Raw genomic sequence first — 21,911 nt, 5'->3', positions numbered from 1 at the left:
GGGTGATCAGTCGTCGGAGCGGCGGCGCCGCACTCTCCGGCGCGCCCGGCGGGCCGCGCGCCGCAGCCGGTACACCGGGGAGGGCCGTCCCGGCTCCTGCCGGTGGCGGTCCAGCTCCTCGGCCAGCCACTGGGAGCGCCGCTCGACGTCCAGCTCGTTCAGGAGCCGGTCGACGTTGGCCAGCAGCGCCCCGTGCAGCTCCCACCGGTCGGGTTGCCGCTCGGTCTCCAGCCGCAGCAGGTCCGCGATCCTTTGCCGGTCGGCCCGCCCGTCGGCCAGCGCCTGGGCCAGCTGCTCCTCGGCCACCTCGGCGTTGGAGCTGACCTGGGCGGTGATCAGGCGGCCGAAGCTGTCCACGGCATCGGCGATGTGCGTGAACAGCTCGCTCAGGGCCCCGGCCACCTCACCCTCGTAGACCGGATCGGAACGCCGCTGGTGGGACAGGTCGGCGAGCGACCTGGAGAGGGTACGCAGCACTACGGCGCAGATCTCCAGCGTGTCGAGTCCGCTGCGCAGGACGAGCCGGGTGAGCAGGCCTTCGCGCACCCGCGGGTTGAAGCGCATGCTCTCGTCGGCACGGTTCAGCTCGGCGTCGACGCCGGCGATCTGGTTGTCGAGGTGGCGTGCTTCGTGGAGCCAGCGCACCGCGTCGTCCCGGCTCGCGCCCAGCTCCAGCTCCCGGCTCATCCGCATCAGCAGCGCCCGCATCCGGCGGGCCAGGTCGGCGATGGCCTGGCCCGCCGGCTCCACGTACACGGGCGGGGCGACCAGCGCGTTCAGCAGAATGCCGGCCGCCGCGCCGATCAGCGTCTCGGCCACCCTGCTCCAGGCCATGGCCGCCACGTGGCTGACGCCCAGCACGAGCATGGCGCTGATCGCCACCTCGGGCACGAACTCGTCGACGCGCACGATGTGGCCGATGACCAGCGAGGAGAAGATCAGCAGCCCCAGGCTCCACCAGCTCAGCCCCACCACGGCGCTGAAGGCCGAGGCGACCAGCACGCCCGCCACCACGCTGTTGACCCGCCGGAATCCGGTGGTCAGCGTTGCGTACAGGCTGACCTGGACGACCAGCAGCGCGGTCAGCGGCGCCAGCAGGGGCGGCGGGCCGCCGCTGATGAGCCAGTCCGCGGCCGCGTAGGCGAGAGTCGCGCCCACGGTGCAGCGCACCGTCTGGACGACGATCGGGTCGTCCCTGCGCTCCCAGCCCCGCCGGGCGCGGTCGGCGGCATACTGCGCGACTCCTGGCACAGTTCCCATGTATCCCATGTGGAAGCGGGAGGAACACCGCGGCCGGGGCATCCGGTGGTCCGTCGGGGGGCGGAGCCGTGCCGGGGGTGGCACAGTGGCGAACATGCCGGCCTCAACGCCACCGGCGCACGGCGCGCCGTGCTGGGTGAGTTTGATGACGCGCGACCTGGAGGCCGCGCAGACCTTCTATGGCGCGGTGCTCGGGTGGACGTTCCGGGCCACGTCCCTGGGACCGGACTTCTCGGTGGCGCTCGCCGACGAGGTGCCCGTCGCGGGCATGGGAGCGCTCGCGCACACCATGGGCGTCCCGGTCTCCTGGACCGCGTACTTCGCCGTCGAGAACGCTGACGTCACGGCCGCCCGGATCCGGGAGCGCAGCGCCACGGTCGCGGTCGGGCCGATCAGCATAGGGAAGGGCCGGGCCGCCCTGGCCGCCGACCCGGCCGGTGCGGTCTTCGGCTTCTGGGAGGGCGGGGGAGTCCCGGGCTGGCAGGTCGGCCGCGGCAAGGCCCCGGCCTGGCTGGAACTCCGCACCCGCGACGCCTTCGCGGCGGCCATCTTCTACGGCCAGGTCTTCGACTGGGCCTCGGACGAGCCGGGCGCCCCCGAGGTCGAGTACGAGCACGACGCGGTGATGGTCCGGGTCGGCGGCCACACGGTGGCGCACCTGCGCGGCGGCGCCGTCGAAGCGGACCCCGACCCGCAGGTACGGCCCCGCTGGCACGTCTTCTTCGTCGTGGACGACGTCGACGCGGCGGCCGAGGCGGCGGTCAAGGCCGGCGGCACGGTCGCGGGGCAGCCGAGCGACTCCCGAGTCGGGCGCGCGGCGACCCTGCGCGACCCGCACGGCGGGCTCTTCACGGTGACCTCGCCCCATAAGGACTCCCCGGAGCGAGCGGCGGACCGACCGCAGGAGTGAGCGGGGCCGACCCTCATGACCGTGGCTTCCCGGAGCGCCCGGGGAGGCCACGGATCGGGCCGGCGGCCGGCCGGATGATGACCAGTGCTTGCCGTGCTTGTCGTGCTTGTGGTGTTTCTTCTCGCTGCCGACAGGCCGCACCGCCGGAGCCCCGTTAGCGTGAGGAGCATGCAATCGCCGCTGCGTACGGAACGCCTTCTGGTGCGCGACTGGGCCGTCTCCGACGCCGAGGCGGCGCTCAGGATCTACGGCACCGAGGAAGTGGCGCACTGGCTGACGCCCGCCATGCATCGCGTGGGGGACCTCGATGCGATGCGGGCCGTACTCCAGGCGTGGGAGGAGTCCCAGCACAACCTGGTTGTCCCCTCCGGCAGATGGGCCATCGAGCGGCTCGAGGACGGCCGGGTGGTGGGCGGTCTCGTCATCCGGATGCTGCCGCCGTACGAGGAGGACCTGGAGATCGGCTGGCAGCTCAGACCCGACGCCTGGGGGAACGGCTACGCGACGGAGGCCGGGATCGCTCTCGCCCGCTGGGCGTTCCGGCAGGGCGCCGACGAACTCTTCGCCGTCGCCCGCCCGAACAACCACAGGGCCGCGGCCACGGCGCGCAGAATGGGCATGGAGTGGGTCGGGGAGACGTCGAAGTACTACGACATGCGGCTCAACGTGTACCGCATCCGCCCGTCCGACCTGCCGGACGCGAGCCGGGCCTGAGCGCGGGCGCGGGACCCGATCGGTACTTGGGTGGCCCCGGCATGGCATGAACGTGGCGGGCATGGGTGTGGCGCCCGCCGTCCGGTCGGCGGGCGCCACACATGAGCGGGGTCGCGGAGCCGGGGGTGCAGGGGATCTGATCAGCACTGCCCGCACGGAAGTTGTGCCCCGCCTCCCGCGTTAGCCCGATCCGGTGGTGACGAGCCCGAGCCCCGCCGGTTCCGAGCCCGCCTGTGCGCACACCGAAGCGGCCACCTCCGCGCCCAGCGCCAGCATGTCCCGGACCTGACCTGCGGTTATGTCGGCTGGGCCGCCTGGGCGGAGCAGCCCGGCGCGGGCGAGCCAGGTCAGGACGCCCGCGGTGAAGGCGTCTCCCGCTCCGATCGTGTTGACGACCGGTACCGGGGTCGCCGGCACGTCGACCCGGTCGCCGCGCGGCGTGAAGGCGGTGCTGCCCGCCGCCCCGCGGGTGAGGACGACGAGACGTCCCCCGGCCGCCAGCCTCCGGCACGTGAACTCGGCGGTCTCGCCCGGCCACAGCTGTCGTACGTCCTCGTCACTGGCCTTGACGATGTGGGCCTGCTCGCAGAGGGCGGTGAGCCGCTCCCGGCAGTCGTGCTGGTCGAGCGCCGGAAGGGTGCGCACGTTGGGGTCGACGGCCAGCAGCGTCCGGCTCGCGGCGGCCGCCGCCGTCTCGGCGACGGCACCGGCCGCAGGGGCGACCACGGCCGCCAGGCCACCGACGCAGACGGCCCCGAAGCCGTCAAGTCCGCGCGTCTGCGGGGCGATCCGGAAGGTGGCCGTGTCGGCGAGGTGGAAGTCGTACGCCGTGCCGTCCTCGCTGGGGGCGTCCCCAGCGGTAGTCCCCCTGGGCCCAACGGCCCGGGAGGTGCCCCCAGGGGGAGGGTCGGCGACCGCCAGGGCCGTGGGCCGGTCGGAGCGTGTGCACAGGCCGAGGTCCACTCCGGCGGCGGTGAGCCGGCGTTCGATCGCGGCCCCGAAGGCGTCCCGGCCGAGACCGCCGGCGAAGCCGACCCGTACGCCGAGCCGGGCGAGTCCGGCGGCCAGGTTGGCCGGTGCCCCGCCCGGATGCGCGACGTAGCCGGTCGGGCCGGCCGTGTCCTCGGGGACCAGGTCCACCAGGGCTTCGCCCATCACCAGGACGGGGGCGGCGGGAGCGGTCACGGCTGCACCACGATCTTGCGTCCCTGGCCCGCCTTGAACTGGTCGAGCGCCTGCGGGTACTGCTCCAGTGGCAGCCGGTCGCTGATGAAGATCTGCGGGTCGAGGACTCCGGCCGCGAACAGCTCGGCGGCGCGCTCGTAGCTGTGCAGGACGGCCATGGAGCCGGTGATGGTGATCTCCTGGTTGTAGATCTTGTACGGCTCGATGGTGGCCTTCGTGGCGTAGTCCGAGACGCCGAACTGAAGGAACGTTCCCGCCTTGGCCACCCGGCCGAGGCCGTCCTGGATGGCCGCCGCGTTGCCGGTGGCGTCGATGACCACGTCCCAGCCGCGCGGCCGTTCCAGTTCGTCGGCCGACGCGGCGACCCGCGAGCAGCCCAGCTTCTGTGCCGTGGCGAGCCGTTCGGGGTTGATGTCGACGACGTCCACCGCGGTGGCGCCGGTGCGCTTGGCCAGCTCCAGCATCATCAGGCCCATGGTCCCGGAGCCGTAGATCAGCACCTCGGCGCCGAGCCGCGAGCCCAGTACGTCGTAGCCGCGGACCGCGCACGACAGCGGCTCGATCAGCGCCGCGTCCCGTACGTCCACATGGTCGGGCAGCCGGACGCAGTTGGCCGCGGGTGCGATCGCGTACTCCGCCGCGCCCCCCGCCACGGTCACACCGATCGCGGCCCAGCGGTCGCAGAGGTTGTTGTGTCCGGTACGGCAGTAGCGGCACTCGTGGCAGTACAGGGACGGGTCCACCGCGACCCGGTCGCCGACCGACAGCTCGGTGACCTCGCTGCCCACGCCCACGATCTCGCCGGCGAACTCGTGCCCGGGAACGACCGGCAGGGTGGGGGCGAACTCGCCCTGCAGGATGTGCAGATCGGTGCCGCACAGCCCGCAGGCGGCGACGTCCACGACGACCTCCCGCGGCCCGGGTGCCGGGTCGGGCACGGTGGTGACGGTGACTTTGCCGGGGGCTTCGATGAGCGCGGCCCTCATTTGACGGCTCCTAGCGACAGGCCCTGGACCAGTTTGTCCTGGGCGGCGAAACCGGCGGCGAGCACCGGCAGGGAGATGGCGACCGACGCGGCGCACAGCTGGGCGAGGAACAGGCCCTGGCTGGTGACGAAGCTGGTCAGGAACACCGGGGCGGTCTGCGCGGTGACCCCGGTGAGGACCCGGGCGAACAGCATCTCGTTCCAGCTGAAGATGAAGCAGATCAGCGCGGTGGCGGCGATGCCGGGTCCGGCGACGGGGGCGACGACCCGGGCGAGGACGGTGGGCAGCCGGGCCCCGTCCATCTGGGCGGCCTCGATGATGGAGACGGGCACGTCGGCGAGGAAGGACTGCATCATCCACACCGCGATCGGCAGGTTCATCGAGGTGTAGAGGATGACGAGCAGCCAGACGTTGTCGAGCAGGCCGGTGTTCTTGGCGAACAGATAGACCGGCAGCAGTCCGGCCACGACCGGCAGCATCTTGGTGGACAGGAAGAAGAACAGCACGTCCGTCCACTTGCGTACGCGACGGATGGACAGCGCGTACGCCGCGGGAAGGGCCAGCAGGAGCACGAAGAGCGTGGAGAAGACGCTCGCCGTGACCGAGTTGATCAGCGAGGGCCAGGGGCTCGCCCCGCCGCCCGCGCCGAAGAACTCCCGGTAGCCGTCCAGGGTGAGCGAGGCCGCCAGCGACGGCGGGTTGGTCGCCGCGTCGGCCTCCGCGTGCAGCGAGGTCAGCACCATCCACAGCACCGGCAGGCAGAACGCGAGGCCCACCAGCCAGGCCAGCAGGCCCAGCGCAGCGGAGCGGCGGCGGGCCCGCCGGGCCGCGGGGGGAAGGGCGGCGGGGCGGGGGCGGGTTACGGTCAGCGAGCTCATGCGCGGGACACCTCCTCGCGGAAGAGGGAGGAGACCACTCGCAGCGCAAAGGTCGCGATCACGATCGTGCCGATCACGACGACGACTCCGGCGGCGGAGGCCAGGCCGTACTCGTGGGCCTGGTAGAAGGTCTGGTAGATGGTGTACGGGAGGTTGGCGGTGCCCAGGCCTCCGGAGGTGATCGTGAAGACCGCGTCGAAGTTCTGCACGATGTAGACCGAGCCGAGCAGCACGCCGAGTTCGAGGTAGCGGCGCAGGTGCGGCAGGGTCAGATAGCGGAAGATCTGCCAGCTGCCGGCGCCGTCGAGGCGGGCCGCTTCCACCATGTCCTGCGGGCGGCTCTGCAGCCCGGCGAGCAGGATCAGCATCATGAACGGCGTCCACTGCCAGACCAGGGACGCCTCCACCGCGAGCAGCGGCATCTCCGAGATCCAGTCCCTCTGGCCGAGACCCAGCCAGTTCAGGACGCCGTTCAGCAGCCCGTACTCGGGATTGTAAAGCGCGTGCTTCCACAGCAGGGCGGCGGCGACGGGCACGAGCAGGAAGGGGGCGATGAGCAGCGTACGCACCGCGCCCCTGCCGAAGAACGTACGGTCCAGCAGCAGGGCCAGGAGCAGTCCGAGGACCACGCTCACGACGACCACGGTGGTGGTGAGCGCAGCGGTCGTCAGGACCGAGTTCCGCAGATCCGGGTCGGTCGCCACGGTCGTGTAGTTGGCCAGACCCGTGAAGTGGCGGGCGTCCGGGGCCAGGGAGTTCCAGTCGAAGAACGAGATCACCAGCGTCGCCACGAAGGGCAGTTGGGTGACCGCGATCAGGAACACCAGGGCCGGGAGGAGCGGCGCCCGGGTGGCCCAGGCCCGGAACTTCCGGGACTTCGGCCGGCCGGCGGCGGCCAGGCCCGGCGGCCCAGTGCCGGACCTGCGGACGTGGAGTGTGGTGCTCATCGGTTCCGGTACTCCTCGCCGACCTTCTCGGCCAGCTTCTGGGACTTCTTCAGGGCATCCTCGACGGACTGGCGGCCCGCGATGGCCGCGCTGATCTCCTGGGAGACCTTGGTGCCGAGGTCGGTGAACTCCGGGATGTCGACGAACTGGATGCCGATGGTCGGCCGGGGCTGGGTGCCGGGGTCGCGCGGGTCGGCACTGGAGATGGCCTGCTGGGTGACCGCCTCGAAGGCGCCTGCGGCCTTCTTGTACTCGGGGTTGGCGTACGTGGAGGCGCGCTTGCCCGCGGGTACGTTGGCCCAGCCGATCTCCTTGCCGACCAGGGACTCGTACTCCTTGCTCGAGGCCCAGGAGATGAACTTCCAGGCGTTGTCCGGGTTCTTGGACGCCTTCTGAAGGCCCCATGCCCAGGTGTAGAGCCAGCCGGAGCTGTCGGTCTTCTCCACCGGGGCCTGGACGTAGCCGATCTTGCCCTTCACCGGGGAGTCCGCGGCTTCGAGGGAGCCGGCGGCGGCCGTGGCGTCGTACCACATGGCGACCTTGCCCTGGGTGAGGTTGTTCAGGCACTCGGCGTACCCGGCCTGGGCCGCGCCCGCCTCACCGTGCTTGCGCACCAGGTCGACATAGAACTTCGTCGCCTTGGTGAACTCGGGCGAAGTGAGCTTCGCCTCCCAGTCCTTGGTGAACCAGGTGCCGCCGTAGGTGTTGACGACCGTGGTGAGCGGTGCGATCACCTCGCCCCAACCTGGCTGGCCGCGCAGGCAGATGCCCTTCATCCCCGGCTCGGCGCCGTCGGCCTTCGCCGCGAGAGCGGCCACCTGCTGCCAGGTGGGCTTCTCGGACACCTTCAGCCCCTTCTTCGCGAAGATGTCCTTGCGGTACATGAGGAAGGACGACTCGCCGTAGAAGGGCTGGCCGTAGACCTTTCCGTCGTCCGCGGTCAGTGACTCCCGCACGGGGGGCAGGATGTCGTCCTGGTCGAAGGCCTTGTCGTCCTTGATGTAGTCGTCCAGGGGATGGAGCCACTGGTTCTTGGCGTAGAAGGGGACTTCGAAGTTGCTGATGGTGGCCACGTCGTACTGGCCGGCCTGGTTGGAGAAGTCCTGACTGATCTTGTCGCGGACGTCGTTCTCCGGCAGCACCGTGAAGCGGACCTTGATGCCCGTCTTCTTGGTGAAGTGGTCCGCGGTGAGCTTCTGCAGCTCGACCATCTGCGGGTTGTTCACCATGAGCACGTTGAGGGTGTCGTCGCCGGATGAGCCGTTGCCGCCGGCTCCGGCGCACGCCGCGAGGAGTGTCCCCGCTGCGGCGACCGCGATGGTCACGCGTATGCCGTGTCGTCCCTGGATCGGCATGAGAGTCTCCGTACCGCTGTGTCGGGTTGGGGGTGTGTCGAGCTGTGGGTTCGGGCAGGCATCGGGCTGTTTCCGGGCGTACGGAACCTAGCCGCCCGCGCGGGTGGGTCGGTGGACGGGGTTGCGGTGGTCAGGCAGGGGTGCGGCTCACACCCGTATGACCTGGGGGCCCAGGAGCGAGTAGCGATGGGCCTCGGACGATGGCAGGCCGGTGTCGGTGACGATCGCCTCGACATCGGCCACTTCGGCGAACCGGCAGAAGCTGACGGCCCCGAACTTGGTGTGCACCCCCACGAATATCCGGCGCCGGGCACCTCGCATCGCCGCCGCCTTCACCTCGCTGACCACCGGGTCCGGCGTGGTCAGGCCGTAGGTGCGGGATATGCCGTTGGCTCCCACGTACGCCAGGTCGATGACGAAGCCGGAGAGCATCTGGACGGCCCAGTGGTCGACGGTGGCCATCGTGCCGCCGCGGACCCGGCCGCCCAGCAGCAGCACGGTGATCTTCTCGCTGGTCGCGAGGCCGCTCGCCACCGCGAGGGAGGCCGTGACCACGGTCAGCGGACGGTCCCGGGGCAGCGCCTCGGCGATGAGCTGCGGGGTGAAGCCCTCGTCGACGAAGACCGTCTCCGCACCGCCGAGCAACTCCGCGGCGGCTGAGGCGATCCGGGACTTCTCCGGGACGTGCATGGTGGTGCGGAAGGCCAGGGTGGTCTCGAAGCCGGCGCTCTCCACGGGGTACGCGCCGCCGTGCGTACGTCGTACGAGGCCGTGCTCCTCCAGGACGCTCAGGTCCCGGCGGACGGTCTCCTTGGAGATGCCGAAATCCGCGGCGAGCTTGGCGACATCGACGGACCCCGTGCGTCGGGCCAGCTCGAGCATGCCCCTGCGGCGTTCCTCGGCGTCCACGGTGCACCTCCTTCACTGCCGGGCCTTGAACTGTGCCCGTTCGGGCTCGTGTGCTGATTTAACAAGCCCGGATCGCTGGTGACCAGGTTCGTCGAAGCAACGATCGTGACCGTTTGTGCCCGTTTCCAGATCGACATCGGTGCTGCACAGGACCGGGGGAAGCGGTTGCGAAGGGGCCGGCCGCTGCCCGGGGCGGGGACGGGGAGGCCCGTTTCGTGCCCGCTACGGGCCGCCCTTCGCGCAAAGCCGCACGCAACTGTGACCGTTGTGGTGTGTGGTGCTTGCGAGATACGGGGTGTCAGCGCGCGGTGAGCAGAGGCGGCCCGCCCTCCGGCGGGCACGGCGCCTGACCGGGGATGACGGGGGTCTGCGGCCCCGGGAACGGCATCGCGCCGGAGGGGCCGGAAGGGCCGACCGGGCGGGGGATGCGGAGCATGGGCTCGTCGCCGTCGCCCACGGGCGGCCGGGGCGGGCCGCACGGATCGGTCCCCTCGCGCGCGGCGCTCTCGGCCGTCAGCGTCACCAGACCCCAGGCGGTGAGCGCGCCGGCGGCCAGCGTCGCCAGGCCCCCCGGCGTGCCGAAGCGAATGCCCTCGTCCAGCAGCACGATGCCGACGGCGGCGGCGACCACGGGGTTGACGACCGTCACGGTGGCCAGGGGCGCGGTCAGTCCGGCGCCGCGGTAGGAGGCCTGTGACGCCGCGAGCCCCGTCACCGCGAGCAGCGCGACCATGCCGAGCCCCGGCAGACTGTCCGAGACCGAGGAGGGCCACCCGTCCGGCCACTCCTCGGCCACCGTCTTCACGAATACCGAGGAGACGCCGTAGGACACCCCGGCTGCCGTGGCCAGCGCCACGCTGCGCGCCGCGGGCCGCCGCAGCCACCAGCTCGCCAGGACCAGGGCGCCGATCGCGCCCGCCGTGGTCACCGCCACCGCGAGCTGGTCGGCGCCGGACAGCGGACGGGTCCGTGCCGAGCCGGTGAGCAGCAGGATTCCGGCGAGACCGGCCGCGGCCATGAGGGCGCCGCGCCACGCGGCCGCCGTCACCCGGCGCCGTACGCACAGCGCGGCCATGGGCAGCACGAACACGATGGTCAGCACGCCCAGCGGCTGGACGACCGTCAGCGGTCCCGCTCCCAGGGCCAGCACGTGCAGGAGCGCCCCCGCCCCGTTCAGGGCGACCGCGAACCACCAGGCACCGCGCCGGAGCAGTGCGAGCTGCCGCGGGGGCGCGGTGGCGGCGACCCGCTCCTGGACGATGGCGGCCGCGGCGTAGCAGACCGCCGACACCACGGACAGCAGCACCGACAGCGTGAGGGGGCTCATCGCCAGGCTCGCCGGCACGAGGGGGCGTGGAACGTCATGGCCCAACGATCCCGGAGCCGGGGGCCGATGTCGTCGTCTCCCAGGGTGGCTCGGGGCGTACCACGACCGGAGTACGCGGAGCCGCCGCGTCCGCCCACCGGTGGAGATCCTTTCGCTGCGGGTGGGGGTTCCGGGGCTGGGATTCCGGGGTCTGAAGCCGCGGTCGCGGGGTACCCGGCGGGCGTGCGGCGGGAGCCGCCGCACGCCCTTCCGACGTGCCCAGGAGGCTGTTATGACCACTCCCCGCCCCGACCCCGTACCACCCACGCCCACGCCTCCGCCCGGTCCCGGACCAGGTCCTGGACCCGGCCCTGGACCCGGACCCGGCCCCGTGCCCATTCCGGAGCCCGACCCGATCCCGCCGGTGCCGCCCGGGCCGACCACGCCCGAGCCCGTACCCGGGCCCGACCCCCAGCCCGCACCGGCTCCGCCGCCCGGAGGAGGGGGCTGATCGCATGGATTTGCTCGACGCGTTCGACGCCGGGCTCGAGGAGTTCGGCCGCCGGGTGCACAAGGTGGCGCCCGGCCAGTGGACGGTCGGTACGCCGTGCACCGAGTGGTCGGTGCGCGACCTGGTGAACCACCTCGTCGGCGAGCACCTCTGGGCGCCGTGGCTGCTGCGCGGCGCGACGATCGCGGAGGTCGGCGACCGGTTCGAGGGCGACGTGCTCGGAGACGAGCCCGTCAAGGCGTGGGACCAGGCGGTCGCGGAGTCGAAGTCGGCCTTCCACCGGCCGGGTGCGCTCGACATCGAGGTGCACACCAGCGGCGGCCTCACCCCCGCGAGCGAGTACGGCTGGCAGATGACCTCCGACCTCGCCGTACACGCCTGGGATCTGGCCCGCGGCATCGGGGCCGACGACACGCTGGACGAGGATCTCGCCCAAGCGGTATGGGAGTACATCGAACCCCAGGCCGACAGCTGGCGGGGCGCGGGCATCTTCGGCCCCGCCGTGAAGGTGCCGGACTCCGCACCCGTCCAGGACCAGTTGGTCGCCTTCCTCGGCCGCCGGCCGTGAGAGCGGTCGGCTGCGAGAGTGCCGGCCGTGAGAGCACAGGCCGTGAGGGCGCGAGCCGTACGAGCACCCGAGAGCCCAAGGCGGCACTGACCGGCCGCCGTTCATGAGTCCCTGACCAACCGTCAGCCCGGGGCCCCGACGTGTGGGGCCCCGCGCACCCCTGCCGCCGCCGTGACCTCGCCGCGGTTACGGTGCGTACCGATACGGGAAAATTTCTCGCTCTGCCTTTGAAACGCGGTGCCTGCACCGTCCGTACATAGCGCCGTCAAGAGGCGCGCACCCGCGCCGGACGGGAAGCGACTGCAGGAGTTGGACCAAATGAGGAAGTGGCAGAGCGCCTCGATCGCGGTGACCGCGGTGGCGATCATGCTGACGGCGGGTTGCGGCTCGGAGACCAACCAAGGGCAGACGGCCGCGGCGCAGCCCGCCGGACAGGCCGAGGCGGCGTACGGGGGCCAGGACAAGGGGGGTTACGGCGGCGCGAATCCCCAGGGCCAGAAGGAAGAGGCCAAGGCAGCGGGCCAACTCCAGATCGCGGACGACAAGAAGCTCGGCTCGGTCCTGACCGACAGTGAGGGATTCACGCTCTACCGCTTCGACAAGGACACACCCGAGCCCCCGAAGTCCAACTGCGACGGCGACTGCGCCACCACCTGGCCGCCGGTCCCCGCCGCCGACGTCTCGTCCGCTGCCGGCATCGACCCCTCGCTGCTGGGCGAGGTCACCCGGGCCGACGGCACCCAGCAACTGACGGTCGCCGGCTGGCCGATGTACCGGTACATCAAGGACAAGAAGCCGTGGCAGGTCAAGGGCGAGGGCGTGGGCGGCACCTGGTTCGCCTCGGCCCCCGACGGCAAGAAGGCCTCGGGCGACGGCGCCGATGACGGCGGCGCCGGTGCGGGCGAGGGCGGCGCGGGCGAGGGCGCCGGTGAGGGAGGCGCGGGCGAGGGCGCCGGCGAGGGAGGCGGCGCGGCGGACCAGAAGCTGCCGGCCCTGTCGACCTTCACCGACCCGAAGCTCGGCGAGATCATCCGGGACGGCGAGGGCCGTACCCTCTACCGGTTCGACAAGGACTCGGCCTGGCCGATGAAGACCAACTGCACCGGAAAGTGCCTGGACACCTGGAAGCCCGCCAAGCCGGTCGACAAGGCCGACGTCGAGGGCATCGATCCCAAGCTGCTCACCACCTTCACCCGGCCCGACGGCACGGAGCAGCTCTCGATCGACTGCTGGCTCCTGTACACGTACACCGGCGACGAGAAGCCCGGGGACACCAATGGCCAGGGTGTGGGCGACGCCTGGTTCGTCGTCTCGCCGGACGGCAAGAAGATCACCAAGTAGCCGGGAGTGCGGAACCGGCAGCCCTTCAGCTGCCACCGGCAGTGCGGGCGGAGGGGCCGGCAGCCCACGGGTTGCCGGCCCCTCCGGCCTGCTGTGCCCCCGCTCGCACGTTTCGAAAAATGGGCGGAACAGTGACAGAGTTGCGCTGAGTGGGACAGCACGAAGCGTCGGCACACCGCCCAGCGCGGTCCTCCGCACCGGGAGGGCGACATGGTTGATCGGGGAACGCCCCCGGCCGCCGCCCCGCTGCCCGACGACTGGCCCATGCGCGCCGAGGCCAACCTCGCACTCAACCGCATGGGCAGCTTCGACTGGGACCTCGACGGCGGCCGGCTGCACATGGACGATCCGGCTCTCGAGGTCTTCGAGCTGAGCCCGGACGAGTACGACGGCGACCCGGTGACCCTCGCCGTCCGGGTGCCCATCGGCGAAGCCAGGCAGCTCGACGCCCAGGTCTCGCAGGCGCTCAAGGACGGCAGTACGACGTACGGCGCGTACTTCCGCATCCGCCGCCGCGACGGATCCCTGCGCTGGACCCACACCCAGGGCCACATCCAGCGGGACGGCGAGGGCCGCCCGCACCGCATCGTCGGCATCATCCGGGACGCCACCCAGGAGCTCGTCCACGTGACCGAGCGCACCGCGCTGAGCGAGGAGCGCAAGCGCCAGACCAGCGTGATCGACGAGACCACCGCGGCCCTGGCCCACGCCATCACCGTCCAGGACGTCATCGACGTGCTGAGCGACAGCCAGGGCCTGGGCCGCCTGGGCGCCGTCAGCCTGCTGATGGGACTGCTGGAGGACGGACGGATCCGCGTCGTGGCCGAGGGGCAGGCGGGGAGTTACGTGCCCGAGCTCGAGTACACGCGGGTCGACGAGGACTACCCCATGAGCGAGGTGGTGCGCACCCTCGCCCCCCGCCTGATCACCTCGCCCGGCGAGTTCGCCCGCCGCTACCCGCGGCTGTGGCCGCACATCGAGCCGCTGGACGTCTCCGCCGCCGCCTACCTGCCGCTGATCGCGCAGGCCCGGCCGCTCGGCGCGCTCGGTCTCCTCTACCGGGGCAAGCGGAACTTCACCCCGGAGGAGCGCAACCTCCTGGTCGCCCTCAGCAGCAGCATCGCCCAGAGCCTGCAGCGCGCCATGCTCTTCGATCAGGAGCATGACATCGCCGAGGGCCTGCAGACGGCGATGCTGCCGCGCACCGTTCCCACCTTCCCCGGCGCCCGCATCGCCGTCCGCTACCGCTCCGCCCGGTTCGGCCGGGACGTGGGCGGCGACTGGTACGACGTGATCCCGGTGCCGGGCGGCCGGGTGGGCGCCGTCATCGGTGACGTGCAGGGCCACGACACGCATGCGGCCGCCGTCATGGGCCAGCTGCGGATCGCCCTGCGCGCGTACGCCTCCGAGGGCCACTCGCCGGCCACCGTCATGGCCCGCGCCTCGGTGTTCCTGCACGAGCTGGACACCGACCGCTTCGCCACCTGCTCGTACGCCGAGGTGGACCCCGCCGACGGGACGGTGCAGCTGGTCAGGGCCGGGCACATCGACCCGCTGGTGAGGCACCCCGAGGGACCCTGCCGGCCGCTCCCGGCCGCCGGAGGACTGCCGCTGGGGCTCTCGGCGATGTTCGGGCAGACCGACTATCCGGTGACCCGGGCGGCCCTCGACCCGGGGGAGACGCTGATCCTGTTCACCGACGGGCTCGTCGAGCACCCGGGGAAGGACCTGGACGACGGGGTGCGGGTGCTGACCGACGCGGTGACCCGCGGCCCGCACGAGGTCGAGGAGCTCGCCGACCACATCGGCGCGGCGATGGGGGAGCGGACCGGCGGCGACGACATGGCGATGCTGCTGCTGCGCCGGGAAGGCGAGCCCATCCCCGAGATCGGCCGCAGGGTCCATCAGCATGTCGCCCCCGCCGACCCGGAGGCCCTGGCCCTGGCCCGGCACATGATCAGCGAGGCGGTACGGAACTGGGGCGCGGGCGGCCGCGCGGACGAGGTGGAACTGGTCGCCGACGAGCTCATCACCAACGCTCTGCTGCACACCGATGGCGGTGCCGTGGTGACCGTGCGCATGCCCGGTGGGGCCGAGCGGCGGCTGCGGGTGGAGGTGCAGGACGGGTCCAGTACGTGGCCGCGCCGGAGGGAGCCGGGCGAGACCGGGGTGTCGGGGCGCGGCCTGCTGCTGGTGGACCGGATGGCCGACGTGTGGGGCGTGGAGGCGCGGGGGAGCGGCAAGAGCGTGTGGTGCGAGTTCAACGTCCAGGACCGGTCGGAGAACTGAGGATCCGGACCGCGACCAGCGGGGAACGCGCTCGGTAAGCTCGCCGGGGACGGCGACGACGGAACGGGGAGGCCCATGCGTACGGGACTGGCGGAGGAACTGCGTCGCCTGGACGGTGCCTCCTACGGCCGGTACAAGTCCCTCACCGGCACCTGGCGGATGCCGGGCTTCACCCTCGAAGTGGTGCGGGGCCAGGCCGATCCCTTCGCGCCGCCCGCCCGCGTCGCCGTGCACGTACCCGCGGAACGGGCCGGGTTCCCGGGGGAGTTGCGGAACTGTCCGGTACGCCGCCGCGCCCTCGCCGGATATCTCGCACGGCAGGCCGCGGACGCGGCGGCCCGCACCCCGGTGCATGTGGACTGCGGCCGCCAGGAGGTGCTCGACCGTGCCTCCTGCCGGATCGGCGACGGCCGCGGCGGCGAGGAGCCGGGCGCGGTGACGGTCCGTATGGGTGTCGAACTGCTCGGGCGGGGGCGGCGGATCGACGGCCGCGCCGCGGAGGACGTCCTGTGCCGGCTACTGCCGCGGCTCGTTGAGCGCGCCCTGTGCTATGCGTCGCTGGACGCGGCCGAGGTGCGGCGCTTCGTCGACACCGTCGAGGACGCCGATGCACTGCGGCGGGCGCTCGAGCCGCTCGGCCTGGTCGCGTTCGTCGCGGACGGCGCGGTGCTGCCGCGCCGCAGCGGCGTGGACGAGCGGCCGCTGACCGGGCCCGGCGTCGTGCCGTTCGCGTCCCCGGACGCCTTCCGGGTGGCCGTGGACCTGCCCAACGCGGGGCGGGTTACGGGCATGGGCGTGCCCGAGGGCGTGACGCTGATCGTCGGTGGCGGCTTCCACGGCAAGTCCACGCTGCTGCGGGCGCTGGAGGCGGGCGTCTGGGACCATGTTCCTGACGACGGGCGGGAGTTGACGGTCTCCCGCACCGACACGGTCAAGATCCGCGCCGAGGACGGCCGCCGCATCGAGCGGGTCGATGTGCACGCCTTCGTCAGCCACCTGCCCAGCGGGGCCGACACGGCGGACTTCTCCACCGACAACGCCTCGGGTTCCACCTCGCAGGCCGCCTCACTGGTGGAGGCGGTCGAGGCGGGGGCCCGCACCCTGCTGATCGACGAGGACACCGCCGCCACGAATCTGATGATCCGTGACGCGCGGATGCAGGCGCTGGTGGCCAAGGACCGCGAGCCGCTGACCCCGTTCGTCGACCTGGCCCGCTCCCTGCACCGCGACCACGGCGTCTCCACGGTCCTCGTGATGGGCGGCTCCGGCGACTACATGGACGTCGCCGACCACGTCCTGATGATGGACGCATACCGGCCGTCGGATGTCACCGCGCGGGCGCGCGAGCTGGCCCGTGTACCGACCGGCCGCAAGGCCGAGGCGGACGCCTTCCCCGCCGTCACCCACCGCCGCCCCGCCCCCGCCTCCGTCGACTCCCTGGTCCGCGGCCGCTCCCGGGTGCGGGCGCGCGGCACCGACGCGCTGGCCTTCGGGGAGGAGCAGGTGGACGTACGGGCCGTGGAGCAGATCCCCGACCGGGGGTACGTGACGGGGATCGGCTTCGCGATGGAGCTGCTGGTGCGCAGGGGGCACCTCGACGGCAAGCGGACGCTCGCCGAGGCGCTGGACCTACTGGACCGTGAACTGGCGGGCGGTGCGGTGGAGTTGCTGGCCGTCTACGACGACGACTGCGCCGTGCCGCGGCGCCACGAGGTCGCCGCTGCCCTCAACCGGCTGCGCAGTCTGCGGGTCAACCGCTGACGCGGTTGACCCGGACGCACACGGCCACGGGCGGCGGCCGGGGCGCGGCGCCAAGCCGGCGGTTGGGGCCGGTTGGAAGAGGACGGCTGCGGGAGTTCGGCCCTGCCGGGTGTGGCGGGTCAGAGCTTGCGGTAGCCGCGGGCGTCGTCGGTGGCGGAGATGACCGTGTCGGCGTCCGCCCCGGTCGAGGCGGTCACCAATGCCGCCACCGCGCCTTCTACGAACGGCGTGTCCGCGATCCGCACGTTCTCCGGCAGCGCCCCTTCCCCCGTCTCCGCCAGCAGCGCCTTCACCGTCAGCACGGCACTGCCCATGTCGCAGAGCACCACGACGCCGCGGCCCCCGTCCACCCGCTTGACCGCATCGCGGACGAGCGTGGCGCTGGTGCCGATGCCGCCGTCCTCGACACCGCCCGCCGTGGCGATCGGGGCCGGATTGCCCGTCCCGACCAGGGCCTTGGCCATGTCGGCGGTGGAGTCGGCCACCTCGCGGCTGTGCGAGACCAGGACCACGCCGACGCGCGGCCCCTCATCTCCGCCGTTCCCCGCATCCTCGGCCGGGCCCTCCTCGGTCACCGGCCCCGCGGACTCCGGCGCCCCCGTACCCGCCTCCGCCTCGCGTTCCTCCGCCCCGCGTGCCTCCGCGTCCGGCGCCTCCGCGTCCGGCGCCTGCCCTTGGCCCGCCCGGGGATTGTCCGGCGTTTCCCCCTCCGCCGCCGGAGTGCGAGCGGGAGCCGCGGCCGGCTCCGGCTCCGCCCCGGCCAGCGCGTCGTACAGCGCCGTGATCAGCAGCGCCGACGACGCGGCCCCGGGGTCCTTGTGGCCGATGCTGCGCTCGCCGAGATAGCTGGCCCGGCCCCGGCGGGCCTGCATCGGAATCGTCGCCTCCGCGCCCTCGCGCGCGGCTCGCGCGGCCGCCGCCAGGGCGTCCCGCACCTGCGCGCCGCCGCGCAGCTCGGCGGCGTACGCCTCGGCGGCCGGGGCCAGCGCGTCGACCATGGTCTTGTCTCCGGGACCGGAGTCACCGAGCCGCCGCACCCCGGCGACCGCCTCGGCCAGGGCCTCGCCGAGCGCTTCGGGGTTCACGGTCTCCGCGTCGCCGAGCGCCCGCCCCGCCCGCCGCAGAACCGTGCCGTACAGCGGCCCGGAGGCGCCGCCGACAGTCCGGGTGAGATGGGTCCCGAAGGCCTTGAGCAGTGCGCCCGGTGAGGCCGACGGCTCGGCGGCCACGGCGGCGGAGGCCGAGGTGAAGCCGCGCCGCAGATTGACGCCGTGGTCCGCGTCCCCGATGGCGGAGTCGAGCTGGGTGAGGTGGTCGGCTTCCTGCGTGATCACCTGCGTGGCACCGTCCAGCCAGCGCCGGAAGAAGGCGGTGTCGAGGACGGCGGCGGGTTCCGGAGGCACGGTCATGAGCGGGTGACTCCTCGGTTCGGAGCGGATGCGGGCGTACGGCGTGCGCCGGAGTGGCGCATACCGTCCGCCACCAGTCTGCTCCCTCGGACGACGACGTCACGATCCTCAGGGTCGGAATCGCATCCGCCCGGCCCCTGAGCGGGGACCGGGCGGATTCCTCATCGAGTGGTCGGAGCGGTCGGAGCGGTCCGAGCCGTCCGAGCTTTCGGAGCCGCCGGAGCTTTCGGAGCGGTCAGCTGAGCGCCTTGATCAGCTCACCGTTGCTCGTGTCGCCACTGAGCTCCCAGAAGAACGTGCCGCCGAGGTTCTGCTCGTTCTTGTAGGCGACCTTCCCGGCGATGGTCTCCGGGGTGTCGTAGCTCCACCACTGGTTGCCGCAGTGCGCGTACGCCGTGCCCGCGACCGTACCGTTGGCCGGGCACTTGGTCTTGAGCTCCTTGTAGTCGTCGATGCCCTGCTCGTACTTGCCGGGCGCGGGGCCGCTCGCGGTGCCGCCGGGCTCCTTCTGCGTCACGCCGGTCCAGCCGCGGCCGTAGAAGCCGATGCCCAGCAGCAGCTTCTCCGACGGGATGCCGAGCCCCTTGAGCTTCTTGATCGCGGCGTCCGAGTTGAAGCCCTCCTGCGGGATGCCGTCGTACGAGGTGAGCGGCGAGTGCGGGGCGGTCGGACCCTGGGCCGCCCAGGCGCCGAAGAAGTCGTACGTCATCGGGTTGTACCAGTCGACGTACTGTGCGGCGCCCGCGTAGTCGGCCGCGTCGATCTTGCCGCCGGACGAGGCGTCGGCGGTGATCGCCGCGGTGACCAGGTTGTCGTTGCCGAACTTCGCCCGAAGGGCCTGCATCAGGTTCTTGAAGGCGTCCTTGCCGCTGGTGTCGCAGCTGAGGCCGCAGGCGTTGGGGTACTCCCAGTCGATGTCGATGCCGTCGAAGACATCGGCCCAGCGCGGGTCCTCGACCAGCTGGTAGCAGGACTCGGCGAAGGCGGTGGGGTTCTGCGCGGCCTCCGTGAAGCCCTTGGACCAGGTCCAGCCGCCGAAGGACCACAGCACCTTGAGGTTCGGGTGCAGCTTCTTCAGCTTGCGCAGCTGGTTGAAGTTGCCGCGCACCGGCTGGTCCCAGGTGTCGGCGACGCCATCGACGCTCTGGTCCGCGGTGTACGACTTCTCGTACGCGGGAAAGGACTCGCCGACCGTGCACTTGCCGCCCTGGACGTTGCCGAAGGCGTAGTTGATGTGCGTGAGCTTGTCGGCGGAGCCCGAGGTCTCGACGTTCTTGACGTGGTAGTTGCGGTCGTAGACGCCCCACTCGGTGAAGTAGCCGATCACCTTGTTGCCCGCGGCCGCCTTCTTGGGGGCCTTCGTTTCGCCGGCGGTGGCGGCGCCCGCCAGCAGCGTCGCGGCGAGCACCGCGGCACACGCGGCGGCGAGCGCCGCGATGAGCGCTCGCGTACGGGTGGGGGGACGACGGTGCGGTCTGAGCATGGGGGGATCTCCTCGGTGTGGGGTGAGGACGGGCCGGGCCTGCATGCTGGGTTGACATGCACGCGTTGACCGTTGACCCGGAACCGTAGAAGGACTAGACCACTGCGTCAATGGTTCGGACCAATCCTGGAGCGGCCGCCACCGGATCCGTCCGGGATCACGAGTTCCGGGTCGCCTGTGATGGAGGGCCGACGATCGGGCATACTCACAGCGCCACAGCCGCTGGTCAGGCCGTTCCGCAACCCGGAAAGGCAGCATCGGCTGAGCAGGATCACCCGGCGGCGCCGCCACACCCCGAGCGCGCACCGCCGCAGCGCCCGACAGGGAGGAGAGCGCCGCCATGCCCGACCGCGCCCCACAGCCGGTGGAACGCCAATTGCCCACCGAGGAGGCCCGGGACCTGTTCGCCCTCGTCCGCGAACTCGCCCAGCGCGAGATCGCCCCGAAGGCCGCCGAGCAGGAGGACGCGGGCCGCTTCCCCCGCGAGGTCTTCTCGCTGCTGTCCGAGTCGGGGCTGCTCGCCCTCCCGTACGACGAGGAGTACGGCGGCGGAGACCAGCCGTACGAGGTCTACCTCCAGGTCCTCGAAGAGCTCGCAACGGCTCGCCTCACCGTCGGCCTCGGCGTCAGCGTCCACACGCTCGCCTGCCACGCCCTGGCTGCCTTCGGCACCAAGGAGCAGCGGGCCGAGCATCTGCCGGGCATGCTCGGCGGCGGGCTCCTCGGCGCGTACTGCCTCTCCGAGCCCGCTTCGGGCTCCGACGCCGCCTCGCTGCGCACGCGCGCGGTGCGCGACGGCGACGACTGGGTCATCGACGGCACCAAGGCCTGGATCACCCACGGCGGCATCGCCGACTTCTACACGGTGCTCGCCCGTACGGGTGGCGAGGGAGCCCGCGGCATCACCGCGTTCCTCGTCCCCGGCGACGCCCCCGGGCTGGCCGCTGCGGCGCCCGAGCGCAAGATGGGCCTGAAGGGCTCACCCACCGCGCAGCTGCACTTCGACGGTGTGCGGGTCTCCGATGCGCGCCGTCTCGGCGACGAGGGCCAGGGTTTCGCGATCGCTCTCGATGCGCTCGACTCCGGCCGGCTCGGGATCGCCGCCTGCGCGGTCGGCGTGGCCCAGGCGGCCCTCGACGAGGCGCTGGCGTACGTGGGGGAGCGGCGGCAGTTCGGCCGCCCGATCGCCGACTTCCAGGGGCTGCGCTTCATGCTCGCCGACATGGCGACGCAGATCGAGGCGGGCCGGGCGCTCTACCTCGCGGCGGCGCGGCTGCGGGACGCGGGCCGGCCCTTCTCCAAGGAGGCGGCGATGGCCAAGCTCTTCTGCACGGACGCGGCCATGCGGGTGACGACGGACGCGGTGCAACTCCTCGGCGGCTACGGCTACACCGCGGACTTCCCGGTGGAGCGCTATATGCGCGAGACCAAGGTGCTCCAGATCGTGGAGGGGACCAACCAGATCCAGCGCATGGTCGTTGCCCGTCATCTGGCGGGCCCGGAGAGCCAGTAGAAGCGCGGCACGGGCGGTGGCCGGGTCCCCGAGGGGACCCGGCCACCGCCATGGCGAACCGCAGTCGCAGATCTCCGACGTCAGAGGCGTCTAGAAGATGTAGCGCAGCCAGTCGTAGTCGAAGAGCTTGAACAGATGATCGAACCCGTACAGGTCGTAGTCATCGTGGTCATAGTCGTGCTTCTTCTCGTAGTCGTTCCCGTAGCCGCGGTCGTCGTGCTTGTAGTCGGACTTCTCATGCTTGTGGCTGGACTTCTCGTGCTTGTAGCTGGACTTGCTGTGCTTGCTGTCCTTCTTGTCCTTCTTGTCCTTGCTGTGCTTGCACTTCTTCTTGTGCTCGTGCTTCGGCTTGGCGTGGTCGCCGTGGACGGCGGCGGTGACGGAGTGGCTCGGGGCCGCGTAGGCGGCACCCGCCATCGGCACGACAGCGGTTGCGACGGCCAGGCCGACGGCGGCAAGCGTGCGCCGGACGGATAGGGGCATGGGTCTTCCCTTTCATTCAGCCCAAGGATGGCTTTCCCCCTCATTTCGGGACACTAGGGGGAGTTGGCCGATCGCGCCCCTCATGAGAACCCGGCCTCCGAGC

The 21,911-nt window shown here is 72.0% G+C and carries 18 protein-coding genes and 1 pseudogene; 7 read left to right on the top strand and 12 right to left on the bottom strand.

Going from position 1 to position 21,911, the window contains the following annotated elements:
• Positions 1-6: 6 nt before the first annotated feature.
• On the bottom strand, positions 7-1,260 hold the full coding sequence (locus ACTWQC_RS02640) for an FUSC family protein (protein WP_443313830.1): 1,254 nt from the start codon (positions 1,258-1,260) through the stop codon (positions 7-9).
• 145 nt (positions 1,261-1,405) lie between these two features.
• Here ACTWQC_RS02640 and ACTWQC_RS02635 point away from each other — a divergent pair, with 145 nt between their 5' ends.
• Together ACTWQC_RS02635 and ACTWQC_RS02630 are read left to right on the top strand one after the other, a co-directional pair.
• Complete coding sequence (locus tag ACTWQC_RS02635) at positions 1,406-2,170, top strand: VOC family protein (RefSeq protein ID WP_443313829.1); 765 nt, start codon at positions 1,406-1,408, stop codon at positions 2,168-2,170.
• Positions 2,171-2,338: 168 nt separating this feature from the next.
• Positions 2,339-2,884 (top strand): GNAT family N-acetyltransferase, encoded by a 546-nt coding sequence (locus ACTWQC_RS02630; RefSeq protein WP_443313828.1) that lies wholly within the window; start codon positions 2,339-2,341, stop codon positions 2,882-2,884.
• 180 nt (positions 2,885-3,064) lie between these two features.
• Here ACTWQC_RS02630 and ACTWQC_RS02625 read toward each other — a convergent pair whose 3' ends face one another.
• From ACTWQC_RS02625 to ACTWQC_RS02595, 7 genes are all read right to left on the bottom strand, one after another.
• Positions 3,065-4,069 (bottom strand): PfkB family carbohydrate kinase, encoded by a 1,005-nt coding sequence (locus ACTWQC_RS02625; RefSeq protein WP_443313827.1) that lies wholly within the window; start codon positions 4,067-4,069, stop codon positions 3,065-3,067.
• Positions 4,066-5,055 (bottom strand): zinc-dependent alcohol dehydrogenase family protein, encoded by a 990-nt coding sequence (locus ACTWQC_RS02620; RefSeq protein WP_443313826.1) that lies wholly within the window; start codon positions 5,053-5,055, stop codon positions 4,066-4,068. Before ACTWQC_RS02620 ends, ACTWQC_RS02625 begins: the two co-directional genes overlap by 4 nt.
• Complete coding sequence (locus ACTWQC_RS02615; RefSeq protein ID WP_443313825.1) at positions 5,052-5,933, bottom strand: carbohydrate ABC transporter permease; 882 nt, start codon at positions 5,931-5,933, stop codon at positions 5,052-5,054. The genes ACTWQC_RS02620 and ACTWQC_RS02615 overlap by 4 nt, the downstream gene beginning before the upstream one ends.
• Positions 5,930-6,880, bottom strand: a complete 951-nt coding sequence (locus tag ACTWQC_RS02610) for a carbohydrate ABC transporter permease (RefSeq protein ID WP_443313824.1) — start codon at positions 6,878-6,880, stop codon at positions 5,930-5,932. The genes ACTWQC_RS02615 and ACTWQC_RS02610 overlap by 4 nt, the downstream gene beginning before the upstream one ends.
• Positions 6,877-8,235: an ABC transporter substrate-binding protein gene (locus ACTWQC_RS02605; protein ID WP_443313823.1), complete on the bottom strand. Its 1,359-nt coding sequence runs from the start codon at positions 8,233-8,235 to the stop codon at positions 6,877-6,879. Before ACTWQC_RS02605 ends, ACTWQC_RS02610 begins: the two co-directional genes overlap by 4 nt.
• Before the next feature lie 147 nt (positions 8,236-8,382).
• On the bottom strand, positions 8,383-9,144 hold the full coding sequence (locus tag ACTWQC_RS02600; RefSeq protein WP_443313822.1) for a DeoR/GlpR family DNA-binding transcription regulator: 762 nt from the start codon (positions 9,142-9,144) through the stop codon (positions 8,383-8,385).
• Positions 9,145-9,442: 298 nt separating this feature from the next.
• Complete coding sequence (locus ACTWQC_RS02595; protein WP_443313821.1) at positions 9,443-10,471, bottom strand: DMT family transporter; 1,029 nt, start codon at positions 10,469-10,471, stop codon at positions 9,443-9,445.
• Positions 10,472-10,965: 494 nt separating this feature from the next.
• Here ACTWQC_RS02595 and ACTWQC_RS02590 point away from each other — a divergent pair, with 494 nt between their 5' ends.
• From ACTWQC_RS02590 to ACTWQC_RS02575, 4 genes are all read left to right on the top strand, one after another.
• Positions 10,966-11,529, top strand: coding sequence for a TIGR03086 family metal-binding protein (locus tag ACTWQC_RS02590; RefSeq protein WP_443313820.1), 564 nt, complete (start codon positions 10,966-10,968; stop codon positions 11,527-11,529).
• Between the two features lie 318 nt (positions 11,530-11,847).
• A complete protein-coding gene (locus ACTWQC_RS02585) occupies positions 11,848-12,870 on the top strand; it encodes an SCO0930 family lipoprotein (protein WP_443313819.1) in 1,023 nt (340 codons plus the stop codon).
• A gap of 210 nt (positions 12,871-13,080) precedes the next feature.
• A complete protein-coding gene (locus ACTWQC_RS02580) occupies positions 13,081-15,159 on the top strand; it encodes a SpoIIE family protein phosphatase (RefSeq protein ID WP_443313818.1) in 2,079 nt (692 codons plus the stop codon).
• A 75-nt stretch (positions 15,160-15,234) separates the two neighbouring features.
• Positions 15,235-16,920, top strand: coding sequence for an ABC-ATPase domain-containing protein (locus ACTWQC_RS02575; protein WP_443313817.1), 1,686 nt, complete (start codon positions 15,235-15,237; stop codon positions 16,918-16,920).
• A 119-nt stretch (positions 16,921-17,039) separates the two neighbouring features.
• Here ACTWQC_RS02575 and dhaM read toward each other — a convergent pair whose 3' ends face one another.
• The 3 genes and pseudogenes from dhaM to ACTWQC_RS02560 all read right to left on the bottom strand — a co-directional run bounded on the left by dhaM (position 17,040) and on the right by ACTWQC_RS02560 (position 19,812).
• Positions 17,040-17,432 (bottom strand): dihydroxyacetone kinase phosphoryl donor subunit DhaM, encoded by a 393-nt coding sequence (dhaM, locus tag ACTWQC_RS02570; RefSeq protein WP_443313927.1) that lies wholly within the window; start codon positions 17,430-17,432, stop codon positions 17,040-17,042.
• Between the two features lie 252 nt (positions 17,433-17,684).
• Positions 17,685-18,329: pseudogene (dhaL, locus tag ACTWQC_RS02565) on the bottom strand (dihydroxyacetone kinase subunit DhaL); the annotation flags it as partial.
• Between the two features lie 235 nt (positions 18,330-18,564).
• Entirely contained in the window at positions 18,565-19,812 is a 1,248-nt protein-coding gene (locus ACTWQC_RS02560) for a glycoside hydrolase family 18 protein (RefSeq protein ID WP_443313816.1), read from the bottom strand.
• A gap of 340 nt (positions 19,813-20,152) precedes the next feature.
• On the opposite strand from ACTWQC_RS02560, the gene ACTWQC_RS02555 reads away from it, so the two are divergent.
• Positions 20,153-21,325: an acyl-CoA dehydrogenase family protein gene (locus tag ACTWQC_RS02555; RefSeq protein WP_443313815.1), complete on the top strand. Its 1,173-nt coding sequence runs from the start codon at positions 20,153-20,155 to the stop codon at positions 21,323-21,325.
• A gap of 90 nt (positions 21,326-21,415) precedes the next feature.
• On the opposite strand, the gene ACTWQC_RS02550 is transcribed toward ACTWQC_RS02555, so the two are convergent.
• Entirely contained in the window at positions 21,416-21,808 is a 393-nt protein-coding gene (locus ACTWQC_RS02550; protein ID WP_443313814.1) for a hypothetical protein, read from the bottom strand.
• Positions 21,809-21,911: the final 103 nt, after the last annotated feature.

Source organism: Streptomyces sp. 8N616, from assembly GCF_052246385.1.
GTDB lineage: Bacteria > Actinomycetota > Actinomycetes > Streptomycetales > Streptomycetaceae > Streptomyces.
The sequence above is the reverse complement of the archived record's forward strand: the minus strand, read 5'-3'. Positions and strand labels throughout refer to the sequence as shown.

Bases quoted from the DNA above. Each gene is read 5' to 3' on its own strand.
- ACTWQC_RS02550 (WP_443313814.1), bottom strand. From the start codon at position 21,808: ATGCCCCTATCCGTCCGGCGCACGCTTGCCGCCGTCGGCCTGGCCGTC.
- ACTWQC_RS02590 (WP_443313820.1), top strand. From the start codon at position 10,966: ATGGATTTGCTCGACGCGTTCGACGCCGGGCTCGAGGAGTTCGGCCGC.
- ACTWQC_RS02580 (WP_443313818.1), top strand. From the start codon at position 13,081: ATGGTTGATCGGGGAACGCCCCCGGCCGCCGCCCCGCTGCCCGACGAC.
- ACTWQC_RS02595 (WP_443313821.1), bottom strand. From the start codon at position 10,471: ATGAGCCCCCTCACGCTGTCGGTGCTGCTGTCCGTGGTGTCGGCGGTC.
- ACTWQC_RS02615 (WP_443313825.1), bottom strand. From the start codon at position 5,933: ATGAGCTCGCTGACCGTAACCCGCCCCCGCCCCGCCGCCCTTCCCCCC.
- ACTWQC_RS02560 (WP_443313816.1), bottom strand. From the start codon at position 19,812: ATGCTCAGACCGCACCGTCGTCCCCCCACCCGTACGCGAGCGCTCATC.
- ACTWQC_RS02585 (WP_443313819.1), top strand. From the start codon at position 11,848: ATGAGGAAGTGGCAGAGCGCCTCGATCGCGGTGACCGCGGTGGCGATC.
- ACTWQC_RS02640 (WP_443313830.1), bottom strand. From the start codon at position 1,260: ATGGGAACTGTGCCAGGAGTCGCGCAGTATGCCGCCGACCGCGCCCGG.
- ACTWQC_RS02575 (WP_443313817.1), top strand. From the start codon at position 15,235: ATGCGTACGGGACTGGCGGAGGAACTGCGTCGCCTGGACGGTGCCTCC.
- ACTWQC_RS02605 (WP_443313823.1), bottom strand. From the start codon at position 8,235: ATGCCGATCCAGGGACGACACGGCATACGCGTGACCATCGCGGTCGCC.
- ACTWQC_RS02630 (WP_443313828.1), top strand. From the start codon at position 2,339: ATGCAATCGCCGCTGCGTACGGAACGCCTTCTGGTGCGCGACTGGGCC.
- ACTWQC_RS02620 (WP_443313826.1), bottom strand. From the start codon at position 5,055: ATGAGGGCCGCGCTCATCGAAGCCCCCGGCAAAGTCACCGTCACCACC.
- ACTWQC_RS02555 (WP_443313815.1), top strand. From the start codon at position 20,153: ATGCCCGACCGCGCCCCACAGCCGGTGGAACGCCAATTGCCCACCGAG.
- ACTWQC_RS02635 (WP_443313829.1), top strand. From the start codon at position 1,406: ATGACGCGCGACCTGGAGGCCGCGCAGACCTTCTATGGCGCGGTGCTC.
- ACTWQC_RS02610 (WP_443313824.1), bottom strand. From the start codon at position 6,880: ATGAGCACCACACTCCACGTCCGCAGGTCCGGCACTGGGCCGCCGGGC.